Annotated in this window: 33 protein-coding genes, 1 rRNA gene and 1 pseudogene; 19 read left to right on the top strand and 16 right to left on the bottom strand. The window is 65.2% G+C overall.

Annotation, left to right across the window (positions count from 1 at the left end; all coding sequences use genetic code 11):
- Position 1 precedes the first annotated feature (1 nt).
- Both MI302_RS10240 and MI302_RS10245 read left to right on the top strand, forming a co-directional pair.
- Positions 2-517, top strand: coding sequence for a CueP family metal-binding protein (locus MI302_RS10240; protein ID WP_239725716.1), 516 nt, complete (start codon positions 2-4; stop codon positions 515-517).
- 6 nt (positions 518-523) lie between these two features.
- A complete protein-coding gene (locus tag MI302_RS10245; protein ID WP_239725717.1) occupies positions 524-1,282 on the top strand; it encodes an S-layer protein in 759 nt (252 codons plus the stop codon).
- Between the two features lie 3 nt (positions 1,283-1,285).
- Here MI302_RS10245 and MI302_RS10250 read toward each other — a convergent pair whose 3' ends face one another.
- Positions 1,286-1,906, bottom strand: a complete 621-nt coding sequence (locus MI302_RS10250; protein ID WP_239725718.1) for a class I SAM-dependent methyltransferase — start codon at positions 1,904-1,906, stop codon at positions 1,286-1,288.
- A gap of 16 nt (positions 1,907-1,922) precedes the next feature.
- On the bottom strand, positions 1,923-2,753 hold the full coding sequence (locus tag MI302_RS10255) for a sulfite exporter TauE/SafE family protein (protein WP_370687341.1): 831 nt from the start codon (positions 2,751-2,753) through the stop codon (positions 1,923-1,925).
- Positions 2,754-2,849: 96 nt separating this feature from the next.
- Between MI302_RS10255 and MI302_RS10260 the strand changes: the two genes are divergently transcribed.
- The 9 genes from MI302_RS10260 (at position 2,850) to MI302_RS10300 (ending at position 10,619) form a co-directional block, all read left to right on the top strand.
- The gene (locus MI302_RS10260; protein ID WP_172961948.1) at positions 2,850-3,086 is read left to right on the top strand and encodes a hypothetical protein; all 237 of its coding nucleotides are present in this window, start codon (positions 2,850-2,852) and stop codon (positions 3,084-3,086) included.
- Entirely contained in the window at positions 3,083-3,736 is a 654-nt protein-coding gene (locus MI302_RS10265; protein ID WP_038032549.1) for a hypothetical protein, read from the top strand. The genes MI302_RS10260 and MI302_RS10265 overlap by 4 nt, the downstream gene beginning before the upstream one ends.
- A 140-nt stretch (positions 3,737-3,876) precedes the next feature.
- Positions 3,877-4,266: a DUF302 domain-containing protein gene (locus MI302_RS10270; RefSeq protein ID WP_239725720.1), complete on the top strand. Its 390-nt coding sequence runs from the start codon at positions 3,877-3,879 to the stop codon at positions 4,264-4,266.
- A gap of 58 nt (positions 4,267-4,324) precedes the next feature.
- The gene (locus MI302_RS10275) at positions 4,325-5,728 is read left to right on the top strand and encodes a multicopper oxidase family protein (RefSeq protein ID WP_239725721.1); all 1,404 of its coding nucleotides are present in this window, start codon (positions 4,325-4,327) and stop codon (positions 5,726-5,728) included.
- Between the two features lie 262 nt (positions 5,729-5,990).
- Positions 5,991-8,060: a heavy metal translocating P-type ATPase gene (locus tag MI302_RS10280; RefSeq protein ID WP_019551554.1), complete on the top strand. Its 2,070-nt coding sequence runs from the start codon at positions 5,991-5,993 to the stop codon at positions 8,058-8,060.
- 9 nt (positions 8,061-8,069) lie between these two features.
- Positions 8,070-9,284 carry an aminotransferase class V-fold PLP-dependent enzyme gene (locus MI302_RS10285; protein WP_239725722.1) on the top strand — a complete coding sequence of 405 codons (1,215 nt, stop codon included), beginning with the start codon at positions 8,070-8,072 and terminating at the stop codon, positions 9,282-9,284.
- Between the two features lie 7 nt (positions 9,285-9,291).
- On the top strand, positions 9,292-9,708 hold the full coding sequence (sufU, locus tag MI302_RS10290; protein WP_239725723.1) for a Fe-S cluster assembly sulfur transfer protein SufU: 417 nt from the start codon (positions 9,292-9,294) through the stop codon (positions 9,706-9,708).
- Positions 9,705-9,908: a hypothetical protein gene (locus MI302_RS10295; protein ID WP_239725724.1), complete on the top strand. Its 204-nt coding sequence runs from the start codon at positions 9,705-9,707 to the stop codon at positions 9,906-9,908. Before sufU ends, MI302_RS10295 begins: the two co-directional genes overlap by 4 nt.
- Complete coding sequence (locus MI302_RS10300) at positions 9,909-10,619, top strand: alpha/beta fold hydrolase (protein ID WP_239725725.1); 711 nt, start codon at positions 9,909-9,911, stop codon at positions 10,617-10,619.
- A 46-nt stretch (positions 10,620-10,665) separates the two neighbouring features.
- Here the strand turns inward: MI302_RS10300 and MI302_RS10305 are convergent, their stop codons facing one another.
- The 4 genes from MI302_RS10305 to pyrF are packed head-to-tail and all read right to left on the bottom strand — an operon-like array spanning position 10,666 to position 13,997.
- Positions 10,666-11,634 (bottom strand): NAD(P)H-dependent glycerol-3-phosphate dehydrogenase, encoded by a 969-nt coding sequence (locus MI302_RS10305; protein WP_126247932.1) that lies wholly within the window; start codon positions 11,632-11,634, stop codon positions 10,666-10,668.
- Positions 11,631-12,662, bottom strand: coding sequence for a hypothetical protein (locus tag MI302_RS10310; RefSeq protein ID WP_370687342.1), 1,032 nt, complete (start codon positions 12,660-12,662; stop codon positions 11,631-11,633). Before MI302_RS10310 ends, MI302_RS10305 begins: the two co-directional genes overlap by 4 nt.
- 4 nt (positions 12,663-12,666) lie before the next feature.
- Positions 12,667-13,218 (bottom strand): orotate phosphoribosyltransferase, encoded by a 552-nt coding sequence (gene pyrE / locus MI302_RS10315; RefSeq protein WP_239725726.1) that lies wholly within the window; start codon positions 13,216-13,218, stop codon positions 12,667-12,669.
- 5 nt (positions 13,219-13,223) lie between these two features.
- Entirely contained in the window at positions 13,224-13,997 is a 774-nt protein-coding gene (gene pyrF, locus MI302_RS10320) for an orotidine-5'-phosphate decarboxylase (RefSeq protein ID WP_026329120.1), read from the bottom strand.
- Between the two features lie 133 nt (positions 13,998-14,130).
- On the opposite strand from pyrF, the gene MI302_RS10325 reads away from it, so the two are divergent.
- Positions 14,131-14,304, top strand: a complete 174-nt coding sequence (locus MI302_RS10325; protein WP_304653892.1) for a S8 family serine peptidase — start codon at positions 14,131-14,133, stop codon at positions 14,302-14,304.
- 135 nt (positions 14,305-14,439) lie between these two features.
- Here MI302_RS10325 and MI302_RS10330 read toward each other — a convergent pair.
- Positions 14,440-15,952 (bottom strand): 16S ribosomal RNA (locus MI302_RS10330).
- Positions 15,953-16,077: 125 nt separating this feature from the next.
- Here MI302_RS10330 and MI302_RS10335 point away from each other — a divergent pair.
- Together MI302_RS10335 and MI302_RS10340 are read left to right on the top strand one after the other, a co-directional pair.
- The gene (locus MI302_RS10335) at positions 16,078-16,779 is read left to right on the top strand and encodes a PIG-L deacetylase family protein (protein ID WP_172955484.1); all 702 of its coding nucleotides are present in this window, start codon (positions 16,078-16,080) and stop codon (positions 16,777-16,779) included.
- Positions 16,770-17,189: an archease gene (locus MI302_RS10340; RefSeq protein WP_038071308.1), complete on the top strand. Its 420-nt coding sequence runs from the start codon at positions 16,770-16,772 to the stop codon at positions 17,187-17,189. Before MI302_RS10335 ends, MI302_RS10340 begins: the two co-directional genes overlap by 10 nt.
- Here the strand turns inward: MI302_RS10340 and plsX are convergent.
- Genes plsX through folK form a run of 4 tightly spaced genes read right to left on the bottom strand, consistent with a single transcriptional unit; the run spans position 17,178 to position 19,453 of the window.
- Positions 17,178-18,158, bottom strand: a complete 981-nt coding sequence (gene plsX / locus MI302_RS10345) for a phosphate acyltransferase PlsX (RefSeq protein WP_239726527.1) — start codon at positions 18,156-18,158, stop codon at positions 17,178-17,180. The genes MI302_RS10340 and plsX overlap by 12 nt on opposite strands.
- A 2-nt stretch (positions 18,159-18,160) precedes the next feature.
- Positions 18,161-18,493 (bottom strand): thioredoxin, encoded by a 333-nt coding sequence (trxA, locus tag MI302_RS10350; RefSeq protein ID WP_019551696.1) that lies wholly within the window; start codon positions 18,491-18,493, stop codon positions 18,161-18,163.
- A gap of 60 nt (positions 18,494-18,553) precedes the next feature.
- Entirely contained in the window at positions 18,554-18,931 is a 378-nt protein-coding gene (locus MI302_RS10355) for an RNA-binding protein S1 (RefSeq protein ID WP_015716279.1), read from the bottom strand.
- 42 nt (positions 18,932-18,973) lie between these two features.
- Positions 18,974-19,453, bottom strand: coding sequence for a 2-amino-4-hydroxy-6-hydroxymethyldihydropteridine diphosphokinase (folK, locus tag MI302_RS10360; RefSeq protein ID WP_239725727.1), 480 nt, complete (start codon positions 19,451-19,453; stop codon positions 18,974-18,976).
- A gap of 138 nt (positions 19,454-19,591) precedes the next feature.
- Here folK and lysJ point away from each other — a divergent pair, with 138 nt between their 5' ends.
- The 5 genes and pseudogenes from lysJ to MI302_RS10385 all read left to right on the top strand — a co-directional run.
- Entirely contained in the window at positions 19,592-20,782 is a 1,191-nt protein-coding gene (lysJ, locus tag MI302_RS10365) for a [LysW]-aminoadipate semialdehyde transaminase LysJ (RefSeq protein WP_239725728.1), read from the top strand.
- Between the two features lie 4 nt (positions 20,783-20,786).
- The gene (locus tag MI302_RS10370; protein ID WP_015716276.1) at positions 20,787-20,993 is read left to right on the top strand and encodes a type II toxin-antitoxin system HicB family antitoxin; all 207 of its coding nucleotides are present in this window, start codon (positions 20,787-20,789) and stop codon (positions 20,991-20,993) included.
- Positions 20,990-21,229: a type II toxin-antitoxin system HicA family toxin gene (locus tag MI302_RS10375; protein ID WP_038071298.1), complete on the top strand. Its 240-nt coding sequence runs from the start codon at positions 20,990-20,992 to the stop codon at positions 21,227-21,229. The genes MI302_RS10370 and MI302_RS10375 overlap by 4 nt, the downstream gene beginning before the upstream one ends.
- Positions 21,201-22,289 carry a [LysW]-lysine hydrolase gene (locus MI302_RS10380; protein WP_038071296.1) on the top strand — a complete coding sequence of 363 codons (1,089 nt, stop codon included), beginning with the start codon at positions 21,201-21,203 and terminating at the stop codon, positions 22,287-22,289. Before MI302_RS10375 ends, MI302_RS10380 begins: the two co-directional genes overlap by 29 nt.
- A gap of 48 nt (positions 22,290-22,337) precedes the next feature.
- Positions 22,338-22,691, top strand: a pseudogene (locus MI302_RS10385) (GGDEF domain-containing protein); the annotation flags it as partial.
- A 51-nt stretch (positions 22,692-22,742) separates the two neighbouring features.
- On the opposite strand, the gene MI302_RS10390 reads toward MI302_RS10385, so the two are convergent.
- From MI302_RS10390 to MI302_RS10410, 5 genes are all read right to left on the bottom strand, one after another.
- Positions 22,743-23,354: a DUF1641 domain-containing protein gene (locus MI302_RS10390; protein WP_172955505.1), complete on the bottom strand. Its 612-nt coding sequence runs from the start codon at positions 23,352-23,354 to the stop codon at positions 22,743-22,745.
- 8 nt (positions 23,355-23,362) lie between these two features.
- A complete protein-coding gene (locus tag MI302_RS10395; protein WP_126247617.1) occupies positions 23,363-24,499 on the bottom strand; it encodes an NAD(P)/FAD-dependent oxidoreductase in 1,137 nt (378 codons plus the stop codon).
- Positions 24,500-24,621: 122 nt separating this feature from the next.
- Entirely contained in the window at positions 24,622-25,626 is a 1,005-nt protein-coding gene (locus MI302_RS10400; protein WP_239725729.1) for a hypothetical protein, read from the bottom strand.
- The gene (locus MI302_RS10405) at positions 25,610-26,125 is read right to left on the bottom strand and encodes a cytochrome c (RefSeq protein ID WP_239725730.1); all 516 of its coding nucleotides are present in this window, start codon (positions 26,123-26,125) and stop codon (positions 25,610-25,612) included. Before MI302_RS10405 ends, MI302_RS10400 begins: the two co-directional genes overlap by 17 nt.
- Complete coding sequence (locus MI302_RS10410; RefSeq protein WP_239725731.1) at positions 26,118-26,636, bottom strand: DUF3341 domain-containing protein; 519 nt, start codon at positions 26,634-26,636, stop codon at positions 26,118-26,120. The genes MI302_RS10405 and MI302_RS10410 overlap by 8 nt, the downstream gene beginning before the upstream one ends.
- Between the last annotated feature and the right edge of the window lie 8 nt (positions 26,637-26,644).

Here is a 26,644-nt window from a genome sequence, read left to right on the forward strand (position 1 = left end):
CATGAAGAAGCTTCTGGCGCTTGCCCTAGGCGTGGCTTTAGGCCTGGCCCAGACTCCCTCCCCCGAGGCCCTCAAAGGCCTGAAGCCCGAAGAGGCTCTGGCCCTGGCCAAGCGGTGGCGGGAGGAAGGGCAAAGGGTGGTGAGCTACGTGACCCCCGAGGCCTTCTTCTTCGAGTTCCCGGACGGCCGCAAAACCCAGGTGGCCCTCAAGGACCGCTTCCTTCTGGCGATAGCCCCCTACGTGAGCCGTACCCATCCCTGCCAGGTCCACTACTTCTCCAGCTGCACGGGGGAACTCCAGGAGGAGGTCTTTGAGGTCCGGGTGCTGGAGGGGGAAAAGGAGGTGCTCAAGACCCAGGTCAGATCGGGGAAGGACGGGTTCTTTGAGCTCTGGTTGCCCCGCAACCGCCGCTACACCCTGGAGATCCGCTGGGGGAACCTGGCGGCCACCGGCTCCGTGGCCACCTTCAGCCAAAGCCCCACCTGCCTTACCGGCTTCCGCCTCGCCTCACGGTAGAACGCCATGCGCCCTTTCACCTTTTTTACCCTCTTCCTCGGCCTCGCCCTGGCCCAAACTCCCCTGGGTCCGGTGCCCACGCGGGACGTTCACGCCCTTTTGTGGCACCCCTCGGGAGCCCTGCTCCTGGGCCACCACGACGGCATCGTTGCCTGGAACAACAGCACCCCCCAGGACCTGGTGCGGCGGCGGGACTGGGACGCCATGAACCTGGCCTGGGACGGTGAGCGCCTCCTGGTAGCCGGGCACTGGATCTATGCGGAAAGCCGGGACCTGAAGCGCTTCCGCGACCTAAGGCCCAAGGGCCTTCCCGCCCTGGACCTCCACGCCTATGCCATCGATCCCAGGAAGCCTGAGGTCCACTACACCCTCGAGGCCACCTACGGCTACTTCCGCAGCCGGGACGGCGGGCAGACCTGGGCAAAGCTTCCCGCCCGGGGCCTGCCCAAAGCGGGGATGGCCTTCTTCCTGGTGGACCAAAAGGGCCGCCTCTGGGCTTCCCTTATGGAAAGGGGGCTCTTCCTGAGCGAGGATGGGGGCGAAAGCTTCCGCCCCATTCCCTCCCCTGACCCCGCCCCGGGACCCCTGGTCCTCTCCCCTTCGGGCACCCTGTACCTGGGAGGAAAGCTCGGCCTCTGGCAGCGAACGGAAGCGGGGTGGCGCAGGATCTGGCAGGGAGCGGTGTTGGCCCTGGCTGCCCATCCCCAGGAGGAGGGTTGGCTGGCCTGGGTGGACGAAAGGGGCACCCTCTGGCAGGGGCGCTGAGGGCTATCCCTTCCAGGCCACCCCGGCCACATGGGGGGCCACCAGGGGAAGGGGCAGTTCCAAGGCCTCCGCCTCCACCCGGGCAAACCCCGCCTCCCGAATAAGGGCTAGGGTTTCCCGGTTGGGATGGCAGCCGTCCCCCCAAAAACCCCATAAGGGGCAAAGGAGGTCCTGGAACCGGCGCAGGGAGGAACCCCGGGGAGCGGCTACGTGTTCCAAAAAGACCAAACGCCCCCCGGGCTTCAACACCCTGAGGATCTCTGCCAAGGCCGCCCTGGTATCCTCCACCGAGCAAAGGACCAGGGTGGCCACCACGGCCTCCACGCTTTCCTCCGGCAGGGGGATGGCCTCTGCCTGGCCCAAAAGAACCTCACCGGAAAGCCCCCTCAGGCTCAGGGCCTGCTTAAGGTGGGGGTGGAAGTAGGGATTGGGCTCGAGGCCCAGCCAGTAGACGCCATCCGGCAGATAGGCCAGGTTAACCCCTGTCCCCGGGCCGATCTCCAAAACCTTCCCCGCCAGGCTTCCCAGGAGTTTCTTCCGCCAGGGTTCGCTCAAGCCCACGTGCTCCCGGGAAAGGGCGGGAAGGAGGGCGGCGAAAAACCGAGCCCTTAAGCCCCTCTTCATGCCCTTGCCTCCCATGCTAGAGGTTCCAGTAAAGCACCGTGTCCAAAATCCCCAGGGCCACGAAGACTGCCCCTGCACCCCTTAGAAGATGGCTTCCCACGTGGCGCATTCCCTTGAGGGCCTGGCCCCGGCCCATGCGGGCGAAAAGGAGGAGCAGAAAACCCAGGGGAAAGCCCGTCCCCAGGGCGAAGAGAAGGGGAAAGAGAAACCCAAAGGAAGAAGCCAGGGCCAAAGGGAGTAGAAGCCCGAAGAAAAGCCAGAAGAGGGTAGGGCAGAAGGCCAAGCCGTAAACCCCACCCAAAGCCAAGGGCCCAAGAAGCCCACCCCACGCCCCCACCCGGGCCACCCAGCCCTCCGGTGCCGCCCAGGCCAGGGGCCAGCGCACCACTCCCAAAAGGCCCAGGCCCACCAAGACCATAAAGGGCCCAAGGGCCAGCCGCACCGGGCGGAAGATGGCCCCGGGGTTGTCCAGGGTCCCGCCCAAAACGAAGAGAACCACCCCGGCGAGCACCAGGTAGGTGAAGGCCTTCCCCAGGAGAAAGGCCAGAAACCTGGGCCAGACCCTTCCCTCGAGGGCGGAAGGAGCCAGATAGGCCAGGGCGCTGGCCCCAGTGGTGATCTGGCAGGGGGCAAAGGCCGCCAGGACTCCCAGGAGAAAAGCGGAAAGCCAAGGGACCCCCACCTCCCGCCTCAGGCCATCCACCCAGGGGGCCAGGAGAGCGTACAGGGTGTTGGCCGTTCGGTAAAGGCTTCGGGAAACCTCCTCCAGTAGCCCACTTCCCAGGGCCAACCCCACCAGGCCCAGGACAGCAAGACCAAGCGCCAGTAGCCCTCTTCGCATGTCCATCAGCTTAAGGGCCAAACGTTAAGCGCCGGTAAAACCCCTTTATGCCAGCTTAACAATACCGGCCTAGGGTACAACAGATGGAGGTGGATCGTGGGCATGATGGGTTGGGGCGGCATGGGTTTCGGGTGGTTCTTCGGGCTTCTCAACATGCTCCTCATCCTGGCCCTCTTGGCTGGCCTCTTTTACCTGGGGCTTCGGGCCTGGGGGGGAGGCGGCGGGCCCAAAAAGGATGAGGCCCTGGAGGCCCTGCGCCTCCGGTACGCCAGAGGCGAGCTGGACGAGGAAAGCTACAGAAGGCTTAGGAAGGAACTGGAAAGGGGAGGTGAAGCATGAAACGCTACGGTATGGTCTTAGGAGTTCTGGGCCTTTTGCTCTTGGGCCTTGCCCTCACCCAAGGCATGATGGGGGGTTTTGGTCCGGGGATGATGGGCTACGGCCCGCAGTACGGCCCGGGGATGATGGGCTACGGCATGATGGGCGGCCACGGGATGATGGGCATGATGGCGGTCTACCCTCCGGAAGCCCGGCCCATTCCCCAGGCAGAAGCCAAAGCGCGGATGGAGGCTTACGCCAAGCGCCTCTACCCAGGGGCACGCCTTAAGGACTTCATGGCCTTCAGCCAAAACTACTACGCCCAGGTGGTGGACGAGAAAGGGCAGGGGCTTTTTGAGCTCATCGCCGATCGCTACACCGGGGTGGTTTCCCCGGAACCTGGCCCCAACATGATGTGGAACACCCGTTACGGCATGATGGGCGGGCCCGTGCAGACTCCTGTCCGCTTCCCCTTGGCGGAAGCCAGGAAGCTGGCCGAGACCTTCCTGAAAGGCTACCTCCCGGGTGCCCAGGTGATGGAAGCCGGGGCTTTCCCCGGGTACTACACCTTTGACTTCGGGCGCAAGGAGGTGGAGGGCATGCTTTCCGTGAATGCCTACACGGGGGAGGTCTGGGTCCACACCTGGCATGGCTTCTTCCTGGGAGAGTGACCCCGGTAGGGCCCTTGCCCGGGGCAGCTGCCCCGGGCGGGGCCCAGGGCCTTTCCTATACCCCCCAAAACTCCTCAATACAACTTTCACGAAAGGCCTTTTCTCTCAGGTTCCGCTACCCTTTAGGTAGGGAGGGTACCATGACGGACTTAAGGAAAACCCTGAAGACCAGCCTGGCCGAGGCCCGGGCCCGGTTGGAAACCGCGCTAAGGGAAGAAGGTTTCGGCATCCTCACGGAGATCGACGTGGCCGCCACCCTCAAGGCCCGCCTGGGCCTGGAAAGGCCCCCATACCTCATCCTGGGGGCCTGCAACCCCAGCCTGGCGGCCAAGGCCCTCGAGGCCGAGCCCGATATCGGCCTCCTCCTCCCCTGCAATGCGGTGCTCAAGGAGGGGCCAGAGGGCGTGGAGGTCCTCTTGCAGGATCCCAGGGAGATGTTCCGGATCCTTCCTACAGAAACCCAGGAGGCGCTCAAACCCGTAGCCGAGGAGGCGAGAAACCGGCTGGAGAAAGCCTTGGCCAAACTCTAGGGGGTTCTGGAGGGACCTTTATACTTCCTTTACAAACCCCCCTTATCCTCATAAGGGTATGAATACCGACCGCCGAGCCCTTCTTAAGCTCACGGCAGGCCTTCTTCTATCTCCCCTGGCCCGGGGCCAGGCCTCCTTTCCCGAGCCCCCGGTGCTCAAAAGCCGGGACGGCCTCCTGCAGGTGCGGCTGAAGGCCGCCCCCACCCCCGTTACCGTAGCCGGGCGGGAGGCGCGGCTTTGGACCTATGGGGGCAGCTTCCCAGGGCCTACCCTCAGGGTGCGCCCTGGGGATACCGTGCGCCTCGAGCTGGAAAACCTCCTTCCCGAGTCCACGAACCTGCACTGGCACGGGCTTCCCATCCCTCCTAAGGTGGACGATGCCCTCCTGGAGATACCCTCCAAGGAAACCTGGCGCTACGAGTTCACCGTTCCCCGGGACCTGGCGGGCACCTTCTGGTACCACCCCCACCTGCACGAACGGGTGGCCCCCCAGCTCTTCGCCGGACTAGCGGGGGCCATTGTGGTGGAAAGCCCCGTGGACGGGATTCCCGAACTCCGGGAAGCCGAGGAGCACCTTTTGGTCCTCAAGGACCTGGAGCTCGCATCGGGCCGTCCCGCCGCCCATTCCCCCATGGACTGGATCAACGGCAAAGAGGGCAGCCTGGTCCTGGTGAACGGGGCCTCCCGCCCCACCTTGCGGGCCGGCAAGGCCACTTTACGCCTCCGCCTCCTGAACGCCAGCAACGCCCGCTACTACCGGCTCCAGTTGGAAGGGCATCCCCTTTACCTCATCGCCAGCGACGGGGGCTTCCTGGAGGAACCCTATGAGGTCCCCGAACTCCTCCTGGCCCCCGGGGAACGGGCAGAGGTCCTGGTGCGCTTCCAGAAGGAAGGGGCTTTCCGCCTCCTCGCCCTTCCCTACGACCGAGGGGTCCACATGATGGGCGGGATGGAGCCCATGGGCCACGGAGGAATGGCCATGGGAACAAGCCAAAGGCCCCAAACCCTCCTCACCCTGGTGGCCCCGCCCCGCCCCAAACCCCTCCCCCTGCCCAAGGCCCTGGCCAAACTGCCCGCCCTCAGCCCCAACCAGGCCAGGGTGACCCGGCGCATCACCTTCACGGAGGACATGATGGCCGGGCGCTTCTTCATCAACGGCAAGACCTTTGACCACCGTCGGGTGGACTTCCGCGGGCGGGTGGGCGACCTCGAGGTCTGGGAGTTGGAAAACCAAGGGGACATGGACCATCCCTTCCACCTCCACACCCATCCCTTCCAGGTCCTCTCCGTGAACGGCAAGGCCTTCCCTTACCGCGCCCTTAAGGACGTGGTGAACCTAAAGGCTAAGGAGGTGGTGCGCCTCCTGGTTCCCCTTAGGAACCTGCCCGGGAAAACCGTCTTCCACTGCCACATCGTGGAGCACGAGGACCGGGGCATGATGGGGATGCTGGAGGTGGGCTAGTGCATCCCCACCGCCATCCTCCCCACGCCCCTCCCTCCCAGGTCCAGAACCGGCATGCGGGCCTCATCCAAGACAAGACCCCGAGGCCATGTTCCGGGTTCTCCCCGAGGCCACCCAAAGGGCCCTGGCCCCCGTGGCCGAGGAGGCCCGGACCAGGCTCTCCCGCGCCCTTTCCCGGCTCTAAAGACCCATTCTCGCTTTTTCCTCCACCCCTCTCCTCAGGGGGAGGGGTGTAAAATCTCCTTAAGAAGGAGGTGCCCAGATGAAGGACAATCGCACCCACCACGCGCACGAGCACCATCACCACCCCTCTCCTTCCGAACCCAAGCACGCCCACCCCTCCGGGGAACACGCTTCCCACACGGGCCACGACAAGCACGCCGGGCACACCCCGGAGATGTTTCGGGACCGCTTTTTCGTAAGCCTCCTCCTCACCCTCCCCATCCTCTACTTCTCCGAACAGCTCCAAGATTGGTTCGGCTACCGGGCAGCCCAGTTCCCGGGAAGCGCCTGGGTGAACCCCGTCTTGGGGACGATCCTCTACTTCTACGGCGGCCTGGTCTTCCTAAAGGGGGCGCTTCGCGAGCTTCGGGCGCGCACCCCCGGGATGATGACCCTCATCGCCCTGGGGATCACCGCGGCCTACGGCTACAGCCTGGCCGTCTCCTTGGGCCTTCCGGGAATGCCCTTTTACTGGGAGCTGGCCACGCTCATTGACGTGATGCTCCTCGGGCACTGGCTGGAGATGGCCTCGGTGCAGGCAGCAAGCCGGGCCCTGGAGGAACTCTCCAAGCTCATGCCCACCACCGCCCACCGGATCGTGGGCGACCGCATAGAAGACGTACCCGTCTCCGCCCTCAAAGAGGGGGACCTGATCCTTATCCGCCCCGGGGAGCAGGTGCCGGCGGACGGGGTGGTGGTGGAGGGCGCTTCCACGATGAACGAGGCCTTCCTCACCGGGGAGTCCCGGCCCGTGCCCAAAGAACCGGGAGACGAGGTGATAGCCGGGGCGGTGAACGGGGAGGGCGCCCTCAAGGTCCGGGTCACCCGCACCGGGGAGGCCACCACCCTAAGCCAGATCCTGCGACTGGTACAGGAAGCCCAAGCCTCCCGGAGCCGCTTCCAGGCCCTGGCAGACCGGGTTGCGGGGTGGCTCTTCTACATCGCCCTTACCCTCGGCACCCTCACCTTCCTCGTCTGGCTCGCCCTGGGACAGGACTTCAACTTCGCCCTCTCCCTGGCAGTAACCGTGGTGGTCATCGCCTGCCCCCACGCCCTAGGCCTCGCCATCCCCCTGGTCATGGTGAACGCCACGGCCCTGGCTGCCCGGCACGGCATCCTGGTCCGGAACCGGGAAGCCTTTGAACGCGCCCGGGAGATCCGCTTCGTGGCCTTCGACAAGACCGGGACCCTCACCGAGGGGCGCTTCGCCGTTCGGGCAATATACGCTGAGGAGTTTTCCGAGGAAGAGGTGCTTTCCCTAGCTGCGGCCCTCGAGGCTTTCTCGGAACACCCCTTGGCCCAGGCCATCGTGGAAGCGGCGGAAGGCAGGGGGCTTCCCCGCCCTGAGGTCCGGGACTTCCAAGCAGTCCCCGGCAAAGGCGTGGAGGGCACCCTCGAGGGTAAACGCTACCGGGTGGGCCGGCCCGAGTGGGCGGAAGAGCTTGGGCTAAGGGTGTCCGAGGCCCTAAAGCGAGGCCTCCGGGAGGCCGAAGGCCGGGGGGAAAGCGTCGTTGCCCTCATGGACGAGGAGCGGGTTTTGGCCTACTTCGCTTTGGCCGACCGCATCCGTCCCTCCGCCAAGGAAGCCGTCCAACGGCTGAAGGCCATGGGCCTCACCCCCGTGATGATCACGGGGGACGCCGAGGCCGTGGCCAAAACCGTGGCCCAGGAGCTGGGAATTCAGCGGTACCACGCCCGGGTCCTACCCCAGGACAAAGCCCGGATCGTACGCGAGCTCAAGACCCAAGGCCCCACCGCCTTCGTCGGCGACGGCATTAACGACGCCCCCGCTCTCCTCGAGGCCGACCTGGGCATCGCCATCGGGGCGGGGACCAACGTGGCCATCGAGTCGGCGGATCTTGTTCTGGTGGAAAGCGACCCCCTGGACGTGGTCCGCGCCCTCCTCCTCGCCCGGGCCACCTACGCCAAGATGGTGCAGAACCTCTTCTGGGCCACGGGCTACAACGCCATCGCCCTGCCCTTGGCCGCCGGGGTGGCCTACCCTTGGGGCATCGTCCTCTCCCCGGCGGTGGGGGCGCTTTTCATGAGCCTCTCCACGGTGATCGTGGCCCTAAACGCCATGCTCCTCAGGCGGGTGCGCCTGGACTAGACTGAGGGCATGGACCTAAGCACCCTAAGGGTGGACTTCCCCCTGATCGCCGGGCGGCCCGACCTCGTCTATCTGGACTCCGCCGCCACGAGCCAAAAGCCAAGGCGCGTCATTGAGTCCCTGAAGCGCTTCTACGAGACCCTGAACGCCAACGTCCACCGGGGGGCCTACCGGCTTTCCGCCGAGGCCACCGAGGCCTACGAGGAGGCCCGCAAAAGGCTTGCCCGCTTCCTGAACGCAAACCCCCAGGAGATCGTCTTTGTGCGCAACACTACCGAGGCCATGAACCTGGTGGCCTACGCCTGGGGCTTGAGAAACCTTAAGGAAGGGGACGAGGTCCTGGTCACCGAGATGGAGCACCATGCGGGCCTCGTCCCCTGGCACCTGGTGGCGGGCCTCAAGGGGGCGAAGGTGAAGGCCATCCCCCTCACGGAGGAGGGAAGGCTGGACCTCTCCGCCCTGGACCGCCTCCTCACCGAGAGGACCAAGGTGGTCTCCCTGGTGCACATGTCCAACGTCCTCGGGACCATCAACCCGGTGGCGGAGATCGCCCGAAAAGCCAAGGAGGCGGGGGCCTTGGTGGTGGTGGACGGGGCCCAGTCCGCCCCCCACCTCCCCGTGGACGTGAAGGCCCTGGGGGCGGACTTCTTCGCCCTCTCTGGCCACAAGATGTTGGGGCCCACAGGGGCCGGGGTGCTTTGGGGGCGGTATGAGGTCCTGGAAGGCATGGGACCCTTCCTGGGAGGAGGGGAGATGATCCGCGAGGTCCACGTGGACCGCTCCACCTACGCCCCCCCGCCCCAGCGCTTTGAGGCCGGCACCCCCCCCATCGCCGAGGCCATCGCCTTGGGGGAAGCGGCCAGCTACCTGATGGAGATCGGCATGGAACGGGTCTTCGCCCATGACCGGGCCCTTTTGGAATACGCCCTAAAGCGCCTGGCCGAGGTGCCGGACCTCAAGGTGTACGGCCCCAAGGGGGAGGACCGGGGCGGGGTCATCCCCTTCACCTTAGGCCGCCTTCACGCCCACGACCTCGCCACCTTCCTGGACCAGGAGGGGATCGCCGTGAGGGCGGGCCACCACTGCGCCCAGCCCCTCCACCGGAAGCTCGGCCTTGCGGCCACGGCCCGGGCGAGCTTCTACCTCTACAACACGAAGGAAGAGGTGGACCGCTTCGTGGAAGCCCTTCTAAGGATAGAGGCCAAGTACCGGGCCTGGCTATAATGGACCAATGAGCGTCCTTGACGAGCTTTACCGGGAGATCCTCCTGGACCACTACCAGAGCCCCAGGAACTTCGGGGTCCTGCCCCAGGCCACCAAGCAGGCCGGGGGGATGAACCCCTCCTGCGGGGACCAGGTGGAGGTGATGGTGCTCCTAGAAGGGGACACCATCGCCGACATCCGCTTCCAGGGTCAAGGGTGCGCCATCAGCACCGCAAGCGCCTCCATGATGACCGAGCTGGTGAAGGGGAAGAAGGTGGCGGAGGCCCTGGAGCTTTCCAGGAAGTTCCAGGCCATGGTGGTGGAAGGAGCCCCCCCCGACCCGGCCCTTGGGGATCTCCTGGCCCTTCAGGGGGTGGCCAAGCTCCCCGCCCGGGCGAAGTGCGCCACCTTGGCCTGGCACGCCCTCGAGGAGGCCCTGCGGTGAGGCGTTACCCCGCCCACAAGGTGACCCCTTTGCTGGTCCAGTACCCCGACCTCATGGAGGCCTGGAAGGAGGCCGCCAAGGCTGGGCTCCTTTGGGCGGAGAGCCAGGATGGGCGCAACTATGTGGTGGTGGAAGACCCAAGCCTCATCGCCCGGCTCAAGGCCTTGGGCCTCGAGGGGGAATCCGTGAAGGAGGCCTAGATGCGCGGCGTGGTGTTTCTGCACGCTTTCCCCTACAACCCCCGGATGTGGGAAGAGGAGATGGGCTACTTTCGGGGAAGGCTTCCCGTCCTGGCCCCCCATTACTTAGGGCTATCCCTTTCCCAGGCAGCGGATAAGGTGCTGGGGGAGATGGATGAGGCAGGCCTCGAGGAGGCCGTCTTCGTGGGGCTTTCCATGGGGGGCTACCTCATCTTCGAACTTTGGCGCAGGGCCCCCGAGCGCTTCCTGGGCCTGGTGCTGGCGGATACCCGCGCGGGGGCCGACACCGAGGAGGGCAGGAAGAACCGCTATGCCCTAAGGGAAAGGGTTCTGGCGGAAGGGGTGGCCTTCCTCCCCGAAGCCCTCCTCCCAAGCCACCTGGGCAAGACCACGCAGGAGGAGAAGCCTGAGGTGGTGGCAAGGGCCAAAGCCCTCATCCTGGAGGCCAGCCCCGAAGAGGTGGCCCAAAGCCTCCTGGCCCTGGCGGAACGGCCCGACTCCACCCCCCTTCTTCCCGAGATGCGCCGCCCGGCCCTGGTCCTGGTGGGGGAGGAGGACACCCTAACCCCCCCGGAGGAGGCCAAGCGGATGGCCAGGGCCCTGCCCGACGCCCGCCTGCTCATCCTTCCCGAGGCCGGGCACCTGGCCAACCTGGAAAACCCCAAGGCCTTCCGCACGGCCCTTTTGGGCTTCCTGGCCGAGCTCTTCTAAAGGCGGAAGGCTTCCTCATAGTATGGGTTTGCTGGGGCTTAAGGGGCTACTCCCCCTTGGGTTCGCGGGCCATGAGGGCAGAAAGGGCCTTTAAGGGATCCAGCCCCTTGTAGACCACCCCGTACACCGCCTCAGCAATGGGTAGCTCCAGTCCCTCCTTCTCCCGCCAGACCATGAGGGCCTTGACCGCATAGAGACCCTCCACCACCCCCCGGTCCTCGAGGCGCTCCAAAGCCTCGCCCCGCACCAGCCTCTCCCCCGCTCCCCGGTTCCGGGAGTGGAGGCTATAGGCGGTGGCCAGGAGATCCCCCAGGCCGGAAAGCCCATAAAAGGTAGCCTCCTCCCCCCCCAAGGCGGTACCGAAGCGCACCATCTCCCTAAGGCCCCGGGTGAGGAGGGCCGCCTTGGCGTTATCCCCCAGGCGGAGCCCGTCCACCATCCCCGCCGCCAGGGCCAGGATGTTCTTCAAGGCCCCGCCCAGCTCCACCCCCCGCCGGTCCTGGCTGGTGTAGACCCGGAAGGTGGGCCCGGAGAAAAGCTCCTGTACCCTTTTGGCCAGCTCCAAGGGACCCGCCGCCACGCTGGCGGTGGGGAGAAAGCGGGCCACCTCCTCCGCGTGGTTGGGACCGGAAAGGGCGGCCACGGACCTGCCAGTCAAGGCTTCCACCACCTCGCTGGGGGTGCGAAGCCTTCCTTCTTGAAAGAAAAGCCCCTTGGTGGCCGAAAGGTACCAAGGGGCCAGGGGCAAGGCCCTTAGGGTTTCCTCCAAGGCCTTGGAGGGCAGGGCCACCACCGCCAGCTCCACTCCCTCCAAGGCCTCCTCGGGGTCGGCGGTGGGGTACAGGTAAGCGGGGAGGGCCACCCCCGGCAGGTAGTCCTTGTTCTCCCGGCTGGCCCTGAGGGCCTCCGCCTGCTCCTTCCTCCTGGCCCAAAGGGCCGTGGGAATCCCCTTGCTGGCCAGAAGGACCGCCAAGGCGGTGCCCCAGGCCCCAGCCCCCAGGATAGCCACCTTCATAGGAGCACGCTCACCTCCCAGGCCTCATACCAGGCCGCCAAAAGCAGGAAAAGAGCCCCCAGGTAGAAGGTGAGGAGCAAGGCCCTAAGCCCCTTCCTGTACCCCTCCCCTCCCGCCGTCTTGGCCAAAAGCACCAGCCCCCCGAAGGTGACCAGGATGTAGGCCTGAAGTTCCAAGACCAAGGTGGGCAGGTGGACCAGGAAGAGAGACCCCAAAAGGGCCGGGGAAAGGGCGAAGCCGAAGACCAGATAGCGAAGGGCATTGAGAAGAAAAGCCGGAATCCCCAGGAGTAGGGCGGGAATCAAGCCGGTAAGGAAAAGCCCCTGGCTGAAGTTCCAGTGGAAGATCACCCCGGCCAGGACCAGGATCCCCCTCCCCATGGCCTCCTCCAGGCCGATGGCCTCGAGGGCCCCGCCGAAAAGGGCCTGCACCGCCTTGGCCATCTCCGGCATCCCATAGGCCAAAAGGGCCCCCAGGCCAAAAAGGCCGTAAAGGAAGAGGTTGGTGAAGAGGTAGAGCCCCCTATAACCCCGGAGGAGGACAAGGGCTTCCAGAAGCCAAGCGCGGAAGGGGGACGGTTGGAAGAGGAGGAAGATCCAAAAGACCGAAAGGAGCAAAAACCCCCATCCCGCCGCTGGGGTGAGGAGGTACCCGGGGAGGGAAAGGCCTTCGGGGCGGAAGTAGACCCGCTTCACCTCCCGGCCCTCCAAGACCACCACCACCTCCCCTACCCTATCCCCCACCGCCGCCGGGAAGAGGACCCGGTTCCCTTCCACCTTGGGGCTATCCAGGTTGAGGGTAAGGCCTTTGGGAGGGGCTGGGAAGAAGGCGTAGCGCTCTAAAAGCCTAGGAGCCTCCTCCGGAGGGGCCCTTAAGACCTCCTCCAGCCTAGGGGAGAGCTCCCCCTTGGCCCAGGCCTCGGCAGCCCCTTTGGCCACCTCCACCTGCGGGGCAGCCCAGGCCCAGGATGCGTTCCCGTTGGGGAAACACCCTAAGGCCAGGAGCCAAAGACCAAAAAGAAGGCGCACGGCCCTACACCTCCTCCAAAGGCACACCCTCCCGGCACAGGGGGCAGGCTTCGGGAAGGTACTGGGGCACCTCCAGCTTCAGGAGGGCCCGGAACGGCACCCCGAACGCCGCCTTCCCTCCGCTTCGGTCCACGATGGCTCCCACCCCCACCAAAACCCCTCCCCTGGCCTCCGCCGCCTGGATGGCCTTGCGCACGCTCTCCCCTGTGGTCACCACATCCTCCACCGCCAAAAAACGGTCGCCTGGGTTCACGGTGAGGCCCCTGCGCAGGGTCATGCCTCCCTGGCCATCCTTCTCGGCGAAGAGGGCCCTGGCCCCTAAGGCGCGGGCCACCACGAAGGACAGGATCACCCCGCCCAGGGCCGGGCCGATGACGAAATCCACCTTCTCGTCTTCAAATAGCTTGCCTAAGGCCTCCCCCACCGCCTCCGCATAGAGGGGATGCTGCAAGAGGGCAGCGGATTGCAGGAAGATGGGCGAGTGCAACCCCGAGCGCAGGAGGAAGTGCCCTTCCAGAAGGGCTCCCGTCCTGCGGTAGAGCTCCAGGACATCCATCCCCCCTACTCTACCAAAGCCCTATGGAAGTCCTCCGCCGCCCGTAAGGCTCCCTCCAGATCCGGCCTGCCCCCCGGATAGAAAAGGGCGCGGCTTGCGGTGTTCAAAAGGCCGGGGCCCTTCAAAGGCCTTCCCCCCTGGGCCCCTACGCCGGGGAGGAGGAAGGGAGCATGGGGAGCCTTTTCCCGCACCGTTAAGACCACCTCCGGGTAGGTGGCCCCCACCACCATGCCCACGCGGCTCCACTCCCCTTCCCGGTATCCCTCCCCCTCCCGGGCCAGGGCCTCCACCAGGCGAAGGTAAAGGGGCCTTCCCTCCACCAGAAGATCCTGCAAAAACCCTGATCCTGGGTTTGAGGTCTTGACCAGGACGAAAACCGCCCCCTGGCTTTCCCGGGCCGCCTGGAAGAAGGGCGTGAGGGTATCCAGGCCCAGGTAGGGGTTCACGGTAAGGGCGCTTCCGGGAAAGCGCAGAAGGTAGGCCCGGGCGTAAGCCTCGGCGGTGGAACCGATATCCCCCCGCTTCCCGTCAAAGATCACGGGCAAACCCATGACCCGTGCGGCGCTAGCCAGCTCACAAAGAAGCCCGAACCCCTCCGGGCCCAGGGCCTCAAAGAAGGCCAGCTGGAACTTGACTGCAGCCAGCTTGGGCGCCAAGGCTTCAAACACCTCCAAAGCGTAGCGCCTCAGGTGGGAAAGGGGCTCGGGCCCGTGAAGCTCGGGCCTGGGATCCACCCCCAGGACCAAGGGCGGTCGGGAGAGGGCCAGGAGGAAGTCCATGGCTTCCACTATAGGCCTTGGCAACCCGGGCTCACAGGGCATAGAGTTGGCGGCGTACCACAAGGAGGGAGTATGAAAAAGCTCATCCTGGAACTCCTCCACCACCAGCTACAACACCATCAGCAGCACCTCCATGGCCAGCCCCCATGTGGCCGGGGCCGCCGCCATCGTGCTTTCCCTTTACCCCAGCTACACCCCGGCCCAGGTGAAGCAGGCCCTCCTGCAGAACGCCGAAAGCACCGCAAGCTGGCAAAATACCTCCGGCAAACCCCATCCCGAGCCCTTCCTGAACGTGAGGGGATTCTAGCCTCTCCACGAAAACCCCCCGCCCTAGGGCGGGGGGTTGGTTTTTACCTGGAAAAAAGAAAACCCCCCATAGGGGGTTGCACCGGCTTGGACCGCGGGGTCTTGAAAGCGCAGGAACGGGCTTCATGCTCCTTAGAAAGGAGGTGATCCAGCCGCACCTTCCGGTACAGCTACCTTGTTACGACTTCGCCCCAGTCACGAGCCCTACCCTCGGCGCCTGCCCTAAGGCTCCCGGCGACTTCGGGTAGAACCCGCTCCCATGGCGTGACGGGCGGTGTGTACAAGGCCCGGGAACGTATTCACCGCGGCATGGCTGATCCGCGATTACTAGCGATTCCGGCTTCATGGGGTCGGGTTGCAGACCCCAATCCGAACTACGCCCACCTTTTTGCGATTCGCTCCCCATCACTGGGTCGCCTCGCTCTGTAGTGGGCATTGTAGCACGTGTGTCGCCCAGGCCGTAAGGGCCATGATGACCAGACGTCGTCCCCGCCTTCCTCCTGCTTTCGCAGGCAGTCCCCTTAGAGTGCCCGGCCCAACCCGCTGGCAACTAAGGGCAGGGGTTGCGCTCGTTGCGGGACTTAACCCAACATCTCACGACACGAGCTGACGACGGCCATGCAGCACCTGTGCTGGGGCTCCCTCGCGGGCACCCCAGGCTTTCACCCAGGTTCCCCAGCATGTCAAGGCCTGGTAAGGTTCTTCGCGTTGCTTCGAATTAAACCACATGCTCCACCGCTTGTGCGGGCCCCCGTCAATTCCTTTGAGTTTCAGCCTTGCGGCCGTACTCCCCAGGCGGCGCGCTTAACGCGTTGGCTTCGGCCCCCAGATAAACCCAGAGACCTAGCGCGCATCGTTTAGGGCGTGGACTACCCGGGTATCTAATCCGGTTTGCTCCCCACGCTTTCGCGCCTCAGCGTCAGAAGTGGACCAGGTGGCTGCCTTCGCCATCGGCGTTCCTCCCGGTATCTGCGCATTTCACCGCTACTCCGGGAATTCCACCACCCTCTCCCACCCTCTAGCCTGAGCGTATCCCACGCTCCTCCACGGTTGAGCCGTGGCCTTTCACATGGGACGCCCCAGGCCGCCTACACGCCCTTTACGCCCAGTAAATCCGGGTAACGCTCGCGCCCTCCGTATTACCGCGGCTGCTGGCACGGAGTTGGCCGGCGCTATTACCTGGGTACCGTCATCCCCCTACACAGGGCTTTCGTCCCCAGTTCAGGAGTTTACACCCCGAAGGGCTTCCTCCTCCAAGCGGCGTCGCTCCGTCAGACTTCCGTCCATTGCGGAAGATTCCTAACTGCTGCCTCCCGTAGGAGTGGGGCCCGTGTCTCAGTGCCCCTGTGGCCGGCCATCCTCTCAGACCGGCTACCCGTCGTCGCCTTGGTGGGCCTTTACCCCACCAACTAGCTGATGGGACGCGGGCCCATCCGGAAGCGGGTCGCCCCTTTAGTCCTACCCCACAGGATAGGACCACATGGCGGATTAGCCTGGGTTTCCCCAGGTTGTCCGCCTCTTCCGGGTAGGTCACCCACGCGTTACTCACCCGTCCGCCGCTGAACAGGTATAAACCTGCCCCGCTCGACTTGCATGTCTTAGGCACGCCGCCAGCGTTCACCCTGAGCCAGGATCAAACTCTCCAATAAAATTAACGCCCGAAGGCGTTTGGTTTCGTGCGTTGCCCTATTCCTGCGCTTTCAAGATCCCCCGCCGGTCCAACCGGCGCAACATTGAATGTACCAGGCAGGGGCATTTCTGTCAAGATGGGGGCATGCTGGACCTCTTGGTGGTGGTCCCCCATCCCGACGACGAAAGCTTTGGTGCCGGTGGGGCGCTCCTCCTCGCCAAAAGGGCCGGGCTCAGGACGGGCATCCTCACCCTCACCCGAGGGGAGGCGGGGAGAACCCTGGGGCTTTGCCCCCCTGAGGAACTGCCCAGGGTGCGGACCCAAGAGCTTGAGCGGGCAGCGGAGATCCTGGAGGTGGACTTCCTCGAGGTCCTCTCCTTCCCCAACGCCCTACCCCAGGCGGTTCACCTGGAGTCCAGGGGCCCCAAAGAGGCGGCGGAGGGACCCCGCGGCCTGGCCTCGGGAAAAGGCCTCCTCGACCACCCCGAGGCGGAAGCAGCCATCCGGGAAAGGCTTCTTGCCCAAGGGCCCCGCTATGTCCTCACCTTTCCCCCAGACGGCATCAACGGCCACCCCGACCACGTGGCCACAAGCCGCTACGCCACCAGGGCGGCGGAGGGCCTGGCCCGGGTGGTGTACTTCGTGCGGCCCGAAGGCCCCTGGCCCGTCACCCACCGCCTACACCTACCCGAATGGGCCCTGGCCCGGAAGCTCAAGGCCCTGGCCCAGCACCGGACCCAGGCCCTGTCCCTGCTGGATTTCATGGAAAGGTATCCGGAAAGGCTCTGGACGGAAACCTTCCACCTCCCCGGAACGGAGGGCACCCAGGAGGGGCCATGGTGGTGAAGCCCCTGGACCACACCGCCGACGTGGGGTTCCTCCTGGAGGCGGAAAGCCTCGAGGGCCTCTTTGAGGCCGCCCTTAAAGGGCTTCTCCAGGTGATGTTCCTCTTTCCCCCAGAAGGGGGAAGTCGGCGCAGGCGCCTTTCCCTGGAGGCGGAGGACCTGGAAACCCTTTTGGTACGCTTTCTCAACGAGCTCATCTACCTGATCCAGACCAAGGGCTTCGTGCCCGGGAAGGCACGGGTACGGGTGCAAAAGGAAGCCGGAGGCTACCGCCTCACCGCCACCCTCTGGGGTGAGCCCTTCCAGGAGAGCTTTGGCTTCCAGGGAGAAGTGAAAAGCGCCACCTTCCACGGCCTGCAGGTGAGCCGGGAAAACGGGGCATGGAAAGCCCAGGTGATCCTAGACGTGTAGGGCGGAAAGACCCGCCCGCACCCGGTCCATAAGCCCCGCCCCCACCAGGGCCCTGGCCCTAAGAAGGGCGTTTTTCACCGCCAGGGCATCGGCGGAGCCATGGCCGATGAAGACCGCCCCTTCCACCCCCAGTAGGGGCATGGCCCCGTACTGGGAAGGGTCCACCCTCTCCTTCAGCTTGCGCAAGGCCCCCCGGGCCAAAAGAGCCCCCAGCCGGGCCAAGGGGCTTCCGGTAAGGGCTTCCTTGACCCAGCCCAAAAGCACCTTGGCCTCCCCCTCCGCCAGCTTCAGCACCACATTCCCGGTGAAGCCATCGGTGACCACCACCTCCGTGGTGCCCAGAAAGATATCCCGCCCCTCCACGTTGCCGAAAAACCGCTCCCTCAAGGCAGCCTTCAGCAAAGGGTAAGTTTCCAGCACCAGGGCGTTGCCCTTTCCCTCCTCCTCGCCGATGGAAAGAAGGCCCACCTTTGGGTCCTTTAGGCCGTTGGCCTCGGCGTAGGCCAGGCCCATGGCGGCAAACTGAACGAGAAAGGAGGGGCGGCAGTCGGCGTTGGCTCCCCCGTCCAGGAGGAAGGTGCGTCCCCTTTGGCTGGGGAACTCCACCAAGAGGGCAGGCCTTTCCACCCCCTTGACCCGCCCCAGGGTGAAGAGGGCTGCGGCCATGGTGGCCCCGGTGTGGCCCATGGACACCACCGCCTGGACCTCGCCCCGCTTTAGAAGGTCCATGGCCACCATGATGGAGCTTTCCCGGCGCTTCCTCACCTCGGTGGCATGCTCCTCCATGGGAATCCAGTCTGGAGCATGGTGGATGGGCAAGGAAGTCCCCAGGCGGGCAAGCTCGGCCCGCAGGCGGGCCTCCTCCCCCACCAAAAGGACCTCCACCCCTTCCTTGGCGGCCAGGAAGGCTCCCTGGACCGTAACCCCGGGGGCCCGGTCCCCCCCCATGGCGTCCAGGGCGATCCTAATGCTCACGCGCTGGCAGGGAGGTGCTTCTGGATTTTGGCCTCAAAGTTGCGCTTGGGCTGGGCCCCCACCAGGACCTCCACCGGCTGGCCGTTTTTGAAGAGGATCACCGTGGGGATGCTCATGACCCTAAAGCGCATGGCCGTCTTGGGGTTCTCGTCCACGTCCAGCTTGGCCACCAAGAGCTTCCCCTCGTACTCCCTGGCCAGCTCCTCCAGGATGGGAGCGATCATGCGGCAGGGAGCGCACCACTCCGCCCAGAAGTCCACCAGGACCAGGGGGTGTCCGCCTAAGGTCTGGTCAAAGTTGGCGTCGGTAACCTCTATGGGCTTCACCATACCCCATCACTTTAAAGCAAAACCCCGGGGGCATACACCCCCGGGGGGAACCCTTTGGGGTTAACGCTTTTTCTTGCCGCCCTTCTTGCCCCCCTTGCCGCCAAAGCCCCCGGTGCCCCGGAGGAAGCTTTTGAGCTTGTTCTCAAACTCGGGGGACTGCTTGGGCAGGCGCCTGGGCCTGGGGGGTGGGGCTCCCTCCGGGGCAGGGGTAAGGTCCTTGATGGAAAGGTCCAGACGCCCCTTGGCGTCCCGGCCCTTCACCATCACCTGGACGATGTCCCCCTCGTTGAGGAAGTCCCGCACGTTCCTCACGAACTCGTGGGCGATCTGGGAGATGTGCACCAGGCCCTGCTCGCCCCCCGGGAGCTCCACAAAGGCGCCAAAATCCGTAACCCGCACCACGCGGCCCTCTACAACGCTTCCAGCTTCTAGCTCCACTTTCCTTCTCCCTTTGCGCGGCTAGGATCCGCGATGCCCCCACTATAGCACAAAGGGCCGCACCCCCTTTCGGTCCAGGGGGGCGAGGAGTTCGGCAAAGGTGCGCCCGAGCACCGGGTGGCGCCCCTCCGGGACGAGGTCGGCCAGGGGCACCAGGACGAAGGCCCGCTGGTGGAGCCTGGGATGGGGCACCTCGAGGCCCACCTCCCTCAGGACCAGGTCCCCGTAGAGCAGGAGGTCCAGGTCTATGGTCCTCGGCCCCCAGCGCTCCTTCCGCTCCCGCGCAAGGCTTTGCTCTATATCCAAGAGGGCCTCTAAAAAACCCCTTGGAGGGAGCTTTGTGTCCACCTCCGCCACCAGGTTCAGGTAGGGGGGCTGGGGTGGGCCCATGGGCTCGGTTTCGTACACGGGGGAAAGGCGCAAAAACCGGGTTTCAGGAAGCCGGGAAAGGAGGGAAAGGGCCTGCAAAAGGTAGCCCGCCCGGTCCCCCAGGTTGGAACCCAAGCCCACATAGGCCAGCACCTCCCCAGTCTATCCGTTGACAAGGTGGTCCCGCCCCCCTACCCTGAAGGGGAGATGGCCGCCCGGGGCAAAACCTGATGGGGCCTGGGAAGCCTGGCTTCCCGGGCCCGCCCGGGGGCTTTTCTTTTGGAGGTGAGGATGGTTGGGGTAAACGGGGTAAATGTGGAATGGACCCTTCTGGAAGCGGAGAAGAGCCTGGATACTGGCGTCTACACCAAGCACGACCTCCTTTTGGTACGGGGGCAGGGAGCCCGGGTCTGGGATGCCGAGGGCCACGAGTACATCGACTGCGTGGGGGGCTACGGGGTAGCCAACCTGGGCCATGCCAACCCCGAGGTGGTGGAGGCCATCAAGAAGCAGGCGGAAACCCTCCTCTCCATGCCCCAGACCCTGCCCACCCCCATGCGGGGGGAGTTCTACCGCACCCTGGTAAGCCTCCTTCCCCCCGAGCTCAACCGGGTCTTCCCCACCAACTCCGGCACCGAGGCCAACGAGGCCGCCATCAAGTTCGCCTGGGCCCACACCAAGAAGCGGAAGCTGGTGGCCGCCATGCGGGGCTTCTCCGGGCGCACCCTGGGAAGCCTTTCCGTCACCTGGGAGCCCAAGTACCGGGAACCCTTCATGCCCCTCTTGGGCCCCGTGGAGTTCATCCCCTTTAACGATGTGGAGGCCCTGAGGAAGGCGGTGGACGAGGAGACCGCGGCGGTGATCCTCGAGCCCGTGCAGGGGGAAGGAGGGGTGCGCCCCGCCACCCGGAAGTTTCTGGAGGCTGCCCGGGAGATTACCCGGGAAAAAGGAGCCCTGCTGATCCTGGACGAGATCCAGACCGGCATGGGGCGCACGGGAAGGCGCTTCGCCTTTGAGCACTATGGGGTGGTACCCGACATCCTCACCCTGGCCAAGGCCCTTGGGGGCGGGGTACCCATCGGGGTAGCGGTGATGCGGGAGGAGGTGGCGAAAAGCATGCCCAAGGGGGGCCACGGCACCACCTTCGGGGGGAATCCCCTGGCCATGGCCGCCGGGGTAGCCGCCCTGCGCTATCTGGAGCGCACCCGGCTATGGGAGAGGGCCGCCGAACTCGGGCCCTGGTTCATGGAAAAGCTGAGGGAGATCCCCTCCCCCAAGATCCGCGAGGTGCGGGGGCTTGGGCTCATGGTGGGCCTCGAGCTCAAGGAAAAGGCTGCCCCCTACATCGAGCGCCTGGAAAAGGAGCACCGGGTGCTGACCTTACAAGCCGGCCCCACGGTGATCCGCTTCCTTCCCCCTTTGGTCATCGAAAAGGCGGATCTGGAGCGGGTGGTGGAGGCGGTGCGGGCTGTGCTAACCTAACAGGATGAGGCAACGCTACCACATAGAAGTGGAACGGGACGAGGAAGGCTACCTGGTGGCCCATGTCCCGGAGCTTCGGGCCCATACCCAGGCCAGGAGCTTCGCAGAGTTGCTTGAACGCTTGCAGGAGGCCATAGCCGTTTCCTTGGACACGGAAGAAGAGGTTTCCGTGCTGGGGTTTTCCGGCGATCTGGAGATCGAAGCCGCGTGAGCCCCCGCCTAACCCCCATCGCCGGGAAGGAGCTGGTCCGCCTCCTACAGGAAGAAGGCTTCCAGGTGGTGCGCGTACGGGGAAGCCACGTGCGCCTAAAGCACCCGGATGGACGAGCCACCACCGTACCCGTGCACGGAGGTGAACTCCTTCGCCCCGGAACCCTTTTGGGAATCCTACGCGATGTGGGGTGGAGCAAGGAAGAGTATGAGCACAAGCGCCTTGGACCCCGTTGAGTTCCTCAAAGGGGCCCTGGAGATCCCCTCCCCTTCAGGGCAGGAGCGCCTGGTGGCGGAGTACCTGGCGGAGGGAATGGAAAAGCTGGGCCTCAAGGCCTTCGTGGACGAGGCGGACAACGCCCGGGGCCAGGTGGGCCATGGCCCCATCCAGGTGGTCCTCCTGGGGCACATCGACACCGTGCCCGGAGTGGTGCCGGTACGCCTGGAGGGCAACAAGCTCTTCGGCCGGGGAGCGGTGGACGCCAAGGGCCCCTTTGTGACCATGATCTTCGCCGCCGCCGGGCTTTCCGAGGAAGCGAGGAAACACCTTACCGTTCACCTGGTGGGGGCCACGGAGGAGGAGGCCCCCAGTTCCAAGGGAGCCCGCTTCGTGGCCCCAAGGCTCAAGCCCCACTACGTCATCATCGGGGAGCCCTCGGGCTGGGAGGGCATCACCCTGGGGTACAAGGGAAGGCTTCTGGTGAAGGCCAGGCGGGAAAAGGACAACTTCCACTCTGCCCACCACGAGCCCAACGCCGCCGAGGAGCTCATCAGCTACTTCGTGGCCATCAAGGCCTGGGCGGAGGCCATGAACGTGGGGCAAAAGGCCTTTGACCAGGTGCAGTACACCCTAAGGGATTTCCGCATCCAGCCTGCAGAGCTCAAGCAGGTGGCGGAGATGTTCTTTGACCTGCGCCTTCCCCCGAGACTCCCCCCGGAGGAGGCCATCCACCACCTCACCGCCTACGCTCCCCCGACCATAGAGCTGGAGTTCTTCGGCCGGGAAGTACCCTACCTGGGTCCCAAGGACACCCCCCTCACCCGGGCCCTCAGGCAAGGAATCCGCAAGGCTGGGGGAAAACCCGTCTTCAAGCTGAAGACTGGGACCAGCGACATGAACGTCCTGGCCCCCCACTGGAAGGTGCCCATGGTGGCCTACGGCCCCGGGGACTCCACCCTGGACCACACCCCTCACGAGCACATAGGGGTGGAAGAGTTCCTGAAAGGGATAGAGGCGCTTAGGGAAGCCCTCGAGGCCCTGGCCAAAGCGCACCCACCGGAGCCAGCCTTGGGCTAAACTGTGGCCGTGGCCGCCTATGGGTTAGGGCTTCTCGCCCTCCTTCGGGTGAACGACACCTACGGTCACCCCGTGGGGGACGAGGTGCTTAAGCGCCTGGGGCGCATTCTCCAGACCAGCGTCCGCCAGGAGGACCTGGCTGTGCGCTACGGGGGGGAAGAGTTCCTCCTCCTCCTCTTCGGAGCCGACCGCCAGGCGGCCAAGGAGGGGGTGAAGCGCATCCGCGAGCGCTTCCGCGCCGAACGCGTGGACCCGATCCCCCACCCCCTCACCCTTTCCGCAGGGGTGGCGGGAGGGGAGGTACCCCAGGACCCGTCCCAGGTGGAGGAGTGGGTCCTCCGGGCAGACTACGCCCTCCTGCGGTCCAAGGAGGCGGGGCGGGACCGGGTGACCATGGCGTAACACCCCGTTGCAGCCCTTGCCGCAACGGGGTCTTGAAGACTCTCTAAGCCGCTACTTCTTGGGCATCATCTTGGCCATGAGGGCCTCCAGGGCCTTCATGTCCTCGTTCAGGTGTCCAAAGGCCTTGCCCAGGGCCTTGAGAAGGAGGAAAAGCACCCCCAGGGCCTTCTGCACCTCGGGGTCGGAAAGCTGTTTCAGGATCCCCGCCAAGCCCACCCGGGGTGGATCCCGCATCACCTCGGGGGTAAAGGTCTCCCCCAGGCCGCGTTGCAGGGCCGAGGCCATCATGCCGATGGTAGCCGGCTCTATCCGGGAAAGGATGTCCAGAACATTGGCCCCGTGGGAGAAAAGCCTGAGCACCTGGGGCTCCATGAGCATCCCCAAGCCCTCCCCGAAGTTCTCAGAGAGGTGGCCCAGGAAGGCTAAGGCCCCGGATCGTTCCAGCTTCTCCAGGGTATCCGCCAGCTTCTCCAAGGCCTCCGCCTGATCCAGGAAGCGGGCCAGCAGGGAAACCATCTGGAGGTTCTTGGGCTCCATGAGGAGACCCAGGTTCTCCGCCAGGGTCTCCCCGGCCCCCACCTGGGCCAGGAGGCCTAGCCCGCTCTTTTCCAGGACCTCCTCTATGCGGGCCAGCCTTTCTTCCACTGTAAGCGTCTTCTCCATGGCCCCTCCTACTCGATCAAGGTGGCGAACCAGAAGCCCTCAAAGAGCATCTTGGTCACCCGCACCCACTTGCCCACGGCCATCACGCCGCAGGAGGGCATCCCCGTGCCCGCCAGAATCCTTTCAAAGGAGCACTGGGGCAGAAGGGCGTTATCCCCGAAGTCCATGATGCACATGGCCACGGGGTTAAAGGGCTCGCCGATGTAGGCTCCCTTGAGGTCGGAGGCAATGACCCCGGCCACGTACTCCCCTTGGAAGTGGGCCACCACCCCGGCGGGGGGCAGCATGAGGGAGGGATTCACCGTGTCCCCGATGACGAAGACGTTGGCGAACCGGGTGGAGCGGAAGGTCATCTTGTTCACCTCGGGGAAGCCCTGGGGCCCCGCCAGGGGGGATTCCCGCACCACCCGGTTGGGGGCGAAAGGAGGCGTGAGGATGAGGAGGTCGTAAGCCAGCTCCCGCCCGTCCTTGGCCCTGACCTTGCCCCCTTCAAAGGAAACGGGTTCAAACTCCCCGTGGAAGGCGATGCCCTTGGAGCGGAGGATCTCCATGACCTTCCCCGAGATCACCGGGCCCATGCCCGCCAGGGGCAGGGGGTTTAGGTGGAAGACCTCCACCGTGCTTTTATCCCGGATCCCCTTGACCTTGAGGGCGAACTCCACCTGCCCCGCCACCTCGTAGGGCGCAGGCGGGCAGGGGTAGTAGGGGGAGGAAACCCCCACCACCACCCGGCCCCCCTTGAAGTTCTTGAGGGCTTCCCTCAGCTTCAAGGCTCCCTCGAGGCTCCAGGGAGCGTAGCTGTCCTGGGCGGGAGAGGGCAATGCCTCCGCTCCCAGGGAAACGATCAGGTAGTCGTAGGAAAGCTCCCCGGCGCTGGTCTTCACCCGGTTGTTAACGGGGTCTAAGGCCTCCACCGTGGCCTGAAGGTAGGTGATGCCCCGCTTTTCCAGGTTGGCCAGGGGCCTGCGCACCTGCTCGGGCTCCCGCATGCCGAAGGCCACCCAGGGATAGGCGGGCATGAACTCGTGGTAGGCGTTCTTGTCCACCAGGGTGACCTCCACCTCCCTCCCCAGGAGCTTCTTCACCTTGTTGGCCGCTACCAGGCCACCCGAGCCGCCTCCCAGAACCAGAACCCTCGTTGCCATCTTCCACCTCCTGGGTACCCTTACCGTGTACCCCTAACTCCAGGATGCGCCCACCCCTTTTGTGAAGGTAGGTGCAAATGCCCCGCCCTCACGGGCGGGGGCATCCCTGGCTTAGAGCATCCTCAGGAGGGGTTCCGCAGGCGCTGGAGGAAGAAGAGGCCAAGGCCCAGGAAGCCCAGCACCTCCCCGATTCCCACCCCCCGCCCCAGGGCGGGGAGCACGTACCAGGCCAGGTGCAGAAGGCGGAAGAGGGGAATCCAAAGGGCCACGGGCAGGAGATACCGGGCCTCCCGCTTCGGGAGGTTGGTGAGAAGGTAGAGGAAGGGCAGGAGGAAGCCCCCTACCACCCATAGGGCGGCCACCGTGCCCCAAGGGCCTTCCAGGCGCTTCAGGTAAAACTCCACCTCATGGGGCAGATCCCCTCCCCAGATGATGATCAAGGTTGTGGCCTCCACGTAGATCCAGATGATGGAAAGGGCCAGGAGGAGGTTGGTGTGGTTCTGGGCCTGGCCCATGAGGGCGGGTGTCCCCTTGCGGGCCGCCAGGGCCATGGCCACGGCCAGGGCTAAAACCGCTGCGGAAAGAAGGAGGATGGCCCCAAAGGAGGCGGAGTAGAAGTGGGCCTCGAGGGCCATGAAGAGGTCATAGGTGAGGAAGGTGGCGGCGGCAAAGGCCAAGGGCAGTCCCCAGGCCCCCACCTCCGCCCGGTGCTCCCCGGGTTTCAGCTTCAAGAGGATCCAGGAAAAGAGGGTGAAGAAGAGGACGTAGCGAAGAAGTATGAAGGGAGCGTTCAGGTACCCCGAGCGATGAGCCAGAATCGGGTCCAACGCGGCCCCGGGCCGGGCCCAGGGGAAAAGCTCCGACAGGAAGAGGAAGAAGGGCAGGCCCAAAAGCCCCATGAGGGGAAGGAGGCGGGCCAGGGGGTAAAGGTAAGGCTCCAGGGGCACGCCCCAGCGGCTCCTTAAGGCGTTGTGCAGGAGAAGCACCAGAAGCGCCCCCAAGGAAAGGAGAAGGAAGAAGGCGAAGGGAAAGTAAGCGGCCGGAGCCCCAAAGAGAAAGGCTAGAGCGTAAAGAACCAGGCCCAGGAACAGGAAACCCGAACGGCTTGCCTCAATAGACCTCTGCATTCACCACCTCCAGCGGGCAGACCTCCTCCTGCAGGCACCGCTTGATGTAGTGGGCGATGAGCCAGCGCTCCCTCTCCGGGATGCGGCTTTTGTAGGAGAACATGCGGCCAAAGCCGTTGGTGGCCGCAAAGTAGAAGTAGCCCTCGGGCATGGCCTTCACCCCCGGGTCCAGGAAGGAGCGGGGCTTGGGCATCCCCAAGGGGATCACCCTCCCATCCCCTTCCCCGTTCAGCCCGTGGCAGATGGCGCAGAAGGAGCGGTAGAGGACCTTGCCCCGCACAAGCTCCCCGTCCGTGAAGGCGTAGGGGTTGTCGGCGAACCCCCCCTCGGGCTTCAGCCCGGTGCGCACCTCCAGGTTCAGGTTCTCCCCGAAGCGCACCCGTTCCGGGGCCACCTGGACCTGGAGGGGTGCTTCCCGGAAGGGCCTCACCTTGGGCTGGTCCCACATCCATCCGCAGGCGGAAAGAAGGGGGAGCAGGAGAAGAAGCCACCTAGTCACGCCGCACCTCCTCCACCTCCGCCCCCAGTTCCCAAAGCAGGGCCTTGGTGCTCTCCAGGTCGAACCGGGGGTCCGTGGCGTAGACGAAGACCCCGTACTCGTTCAGAAGGACCCGCACGTACTCCTTGGCCTTCACCGCGGGGTGGGCGGCCAGGGGGAGGCCGTTCATGTACAGAAGGAAGAGGAAGATTCCCACGGTGATGGTGAGGATGGTGAGCTCAAAGGTCACGGGGATGAAGGCAGGCCAGCCCAAAAGGGGCTTGCCCCCGGCGTTGTGGGGATAGTCCAGGGTGGTGTAGATCTGGAGGAAAAGCCCCAGGCCCACCCCCAAAACCCCCAGGCCGAAGGCGATCCAGGGAATGCGCCCATCCCCCCCCAGGACCTCCTCGATCCCCTCCACGGGGTTTGGGGTGAGGGCCTCGAGGTGGCGGTATCCCCTTCCCTTGAGCACCCTTAAGGCCTCTAAAAGCCTTTCCGCCGAGTCAAAGTAGGCCATGAGTCCATACAGCATGGGCCCCT

The organism is Thermus sp. NEB1569 (assembly GCF_022385295.1).
GTDB classification, from domain to species: Bacteria; Deinococcota; Deinococci; order Deinococcales; family Thermaceae; genus Thermus; species Thermus scotoductus.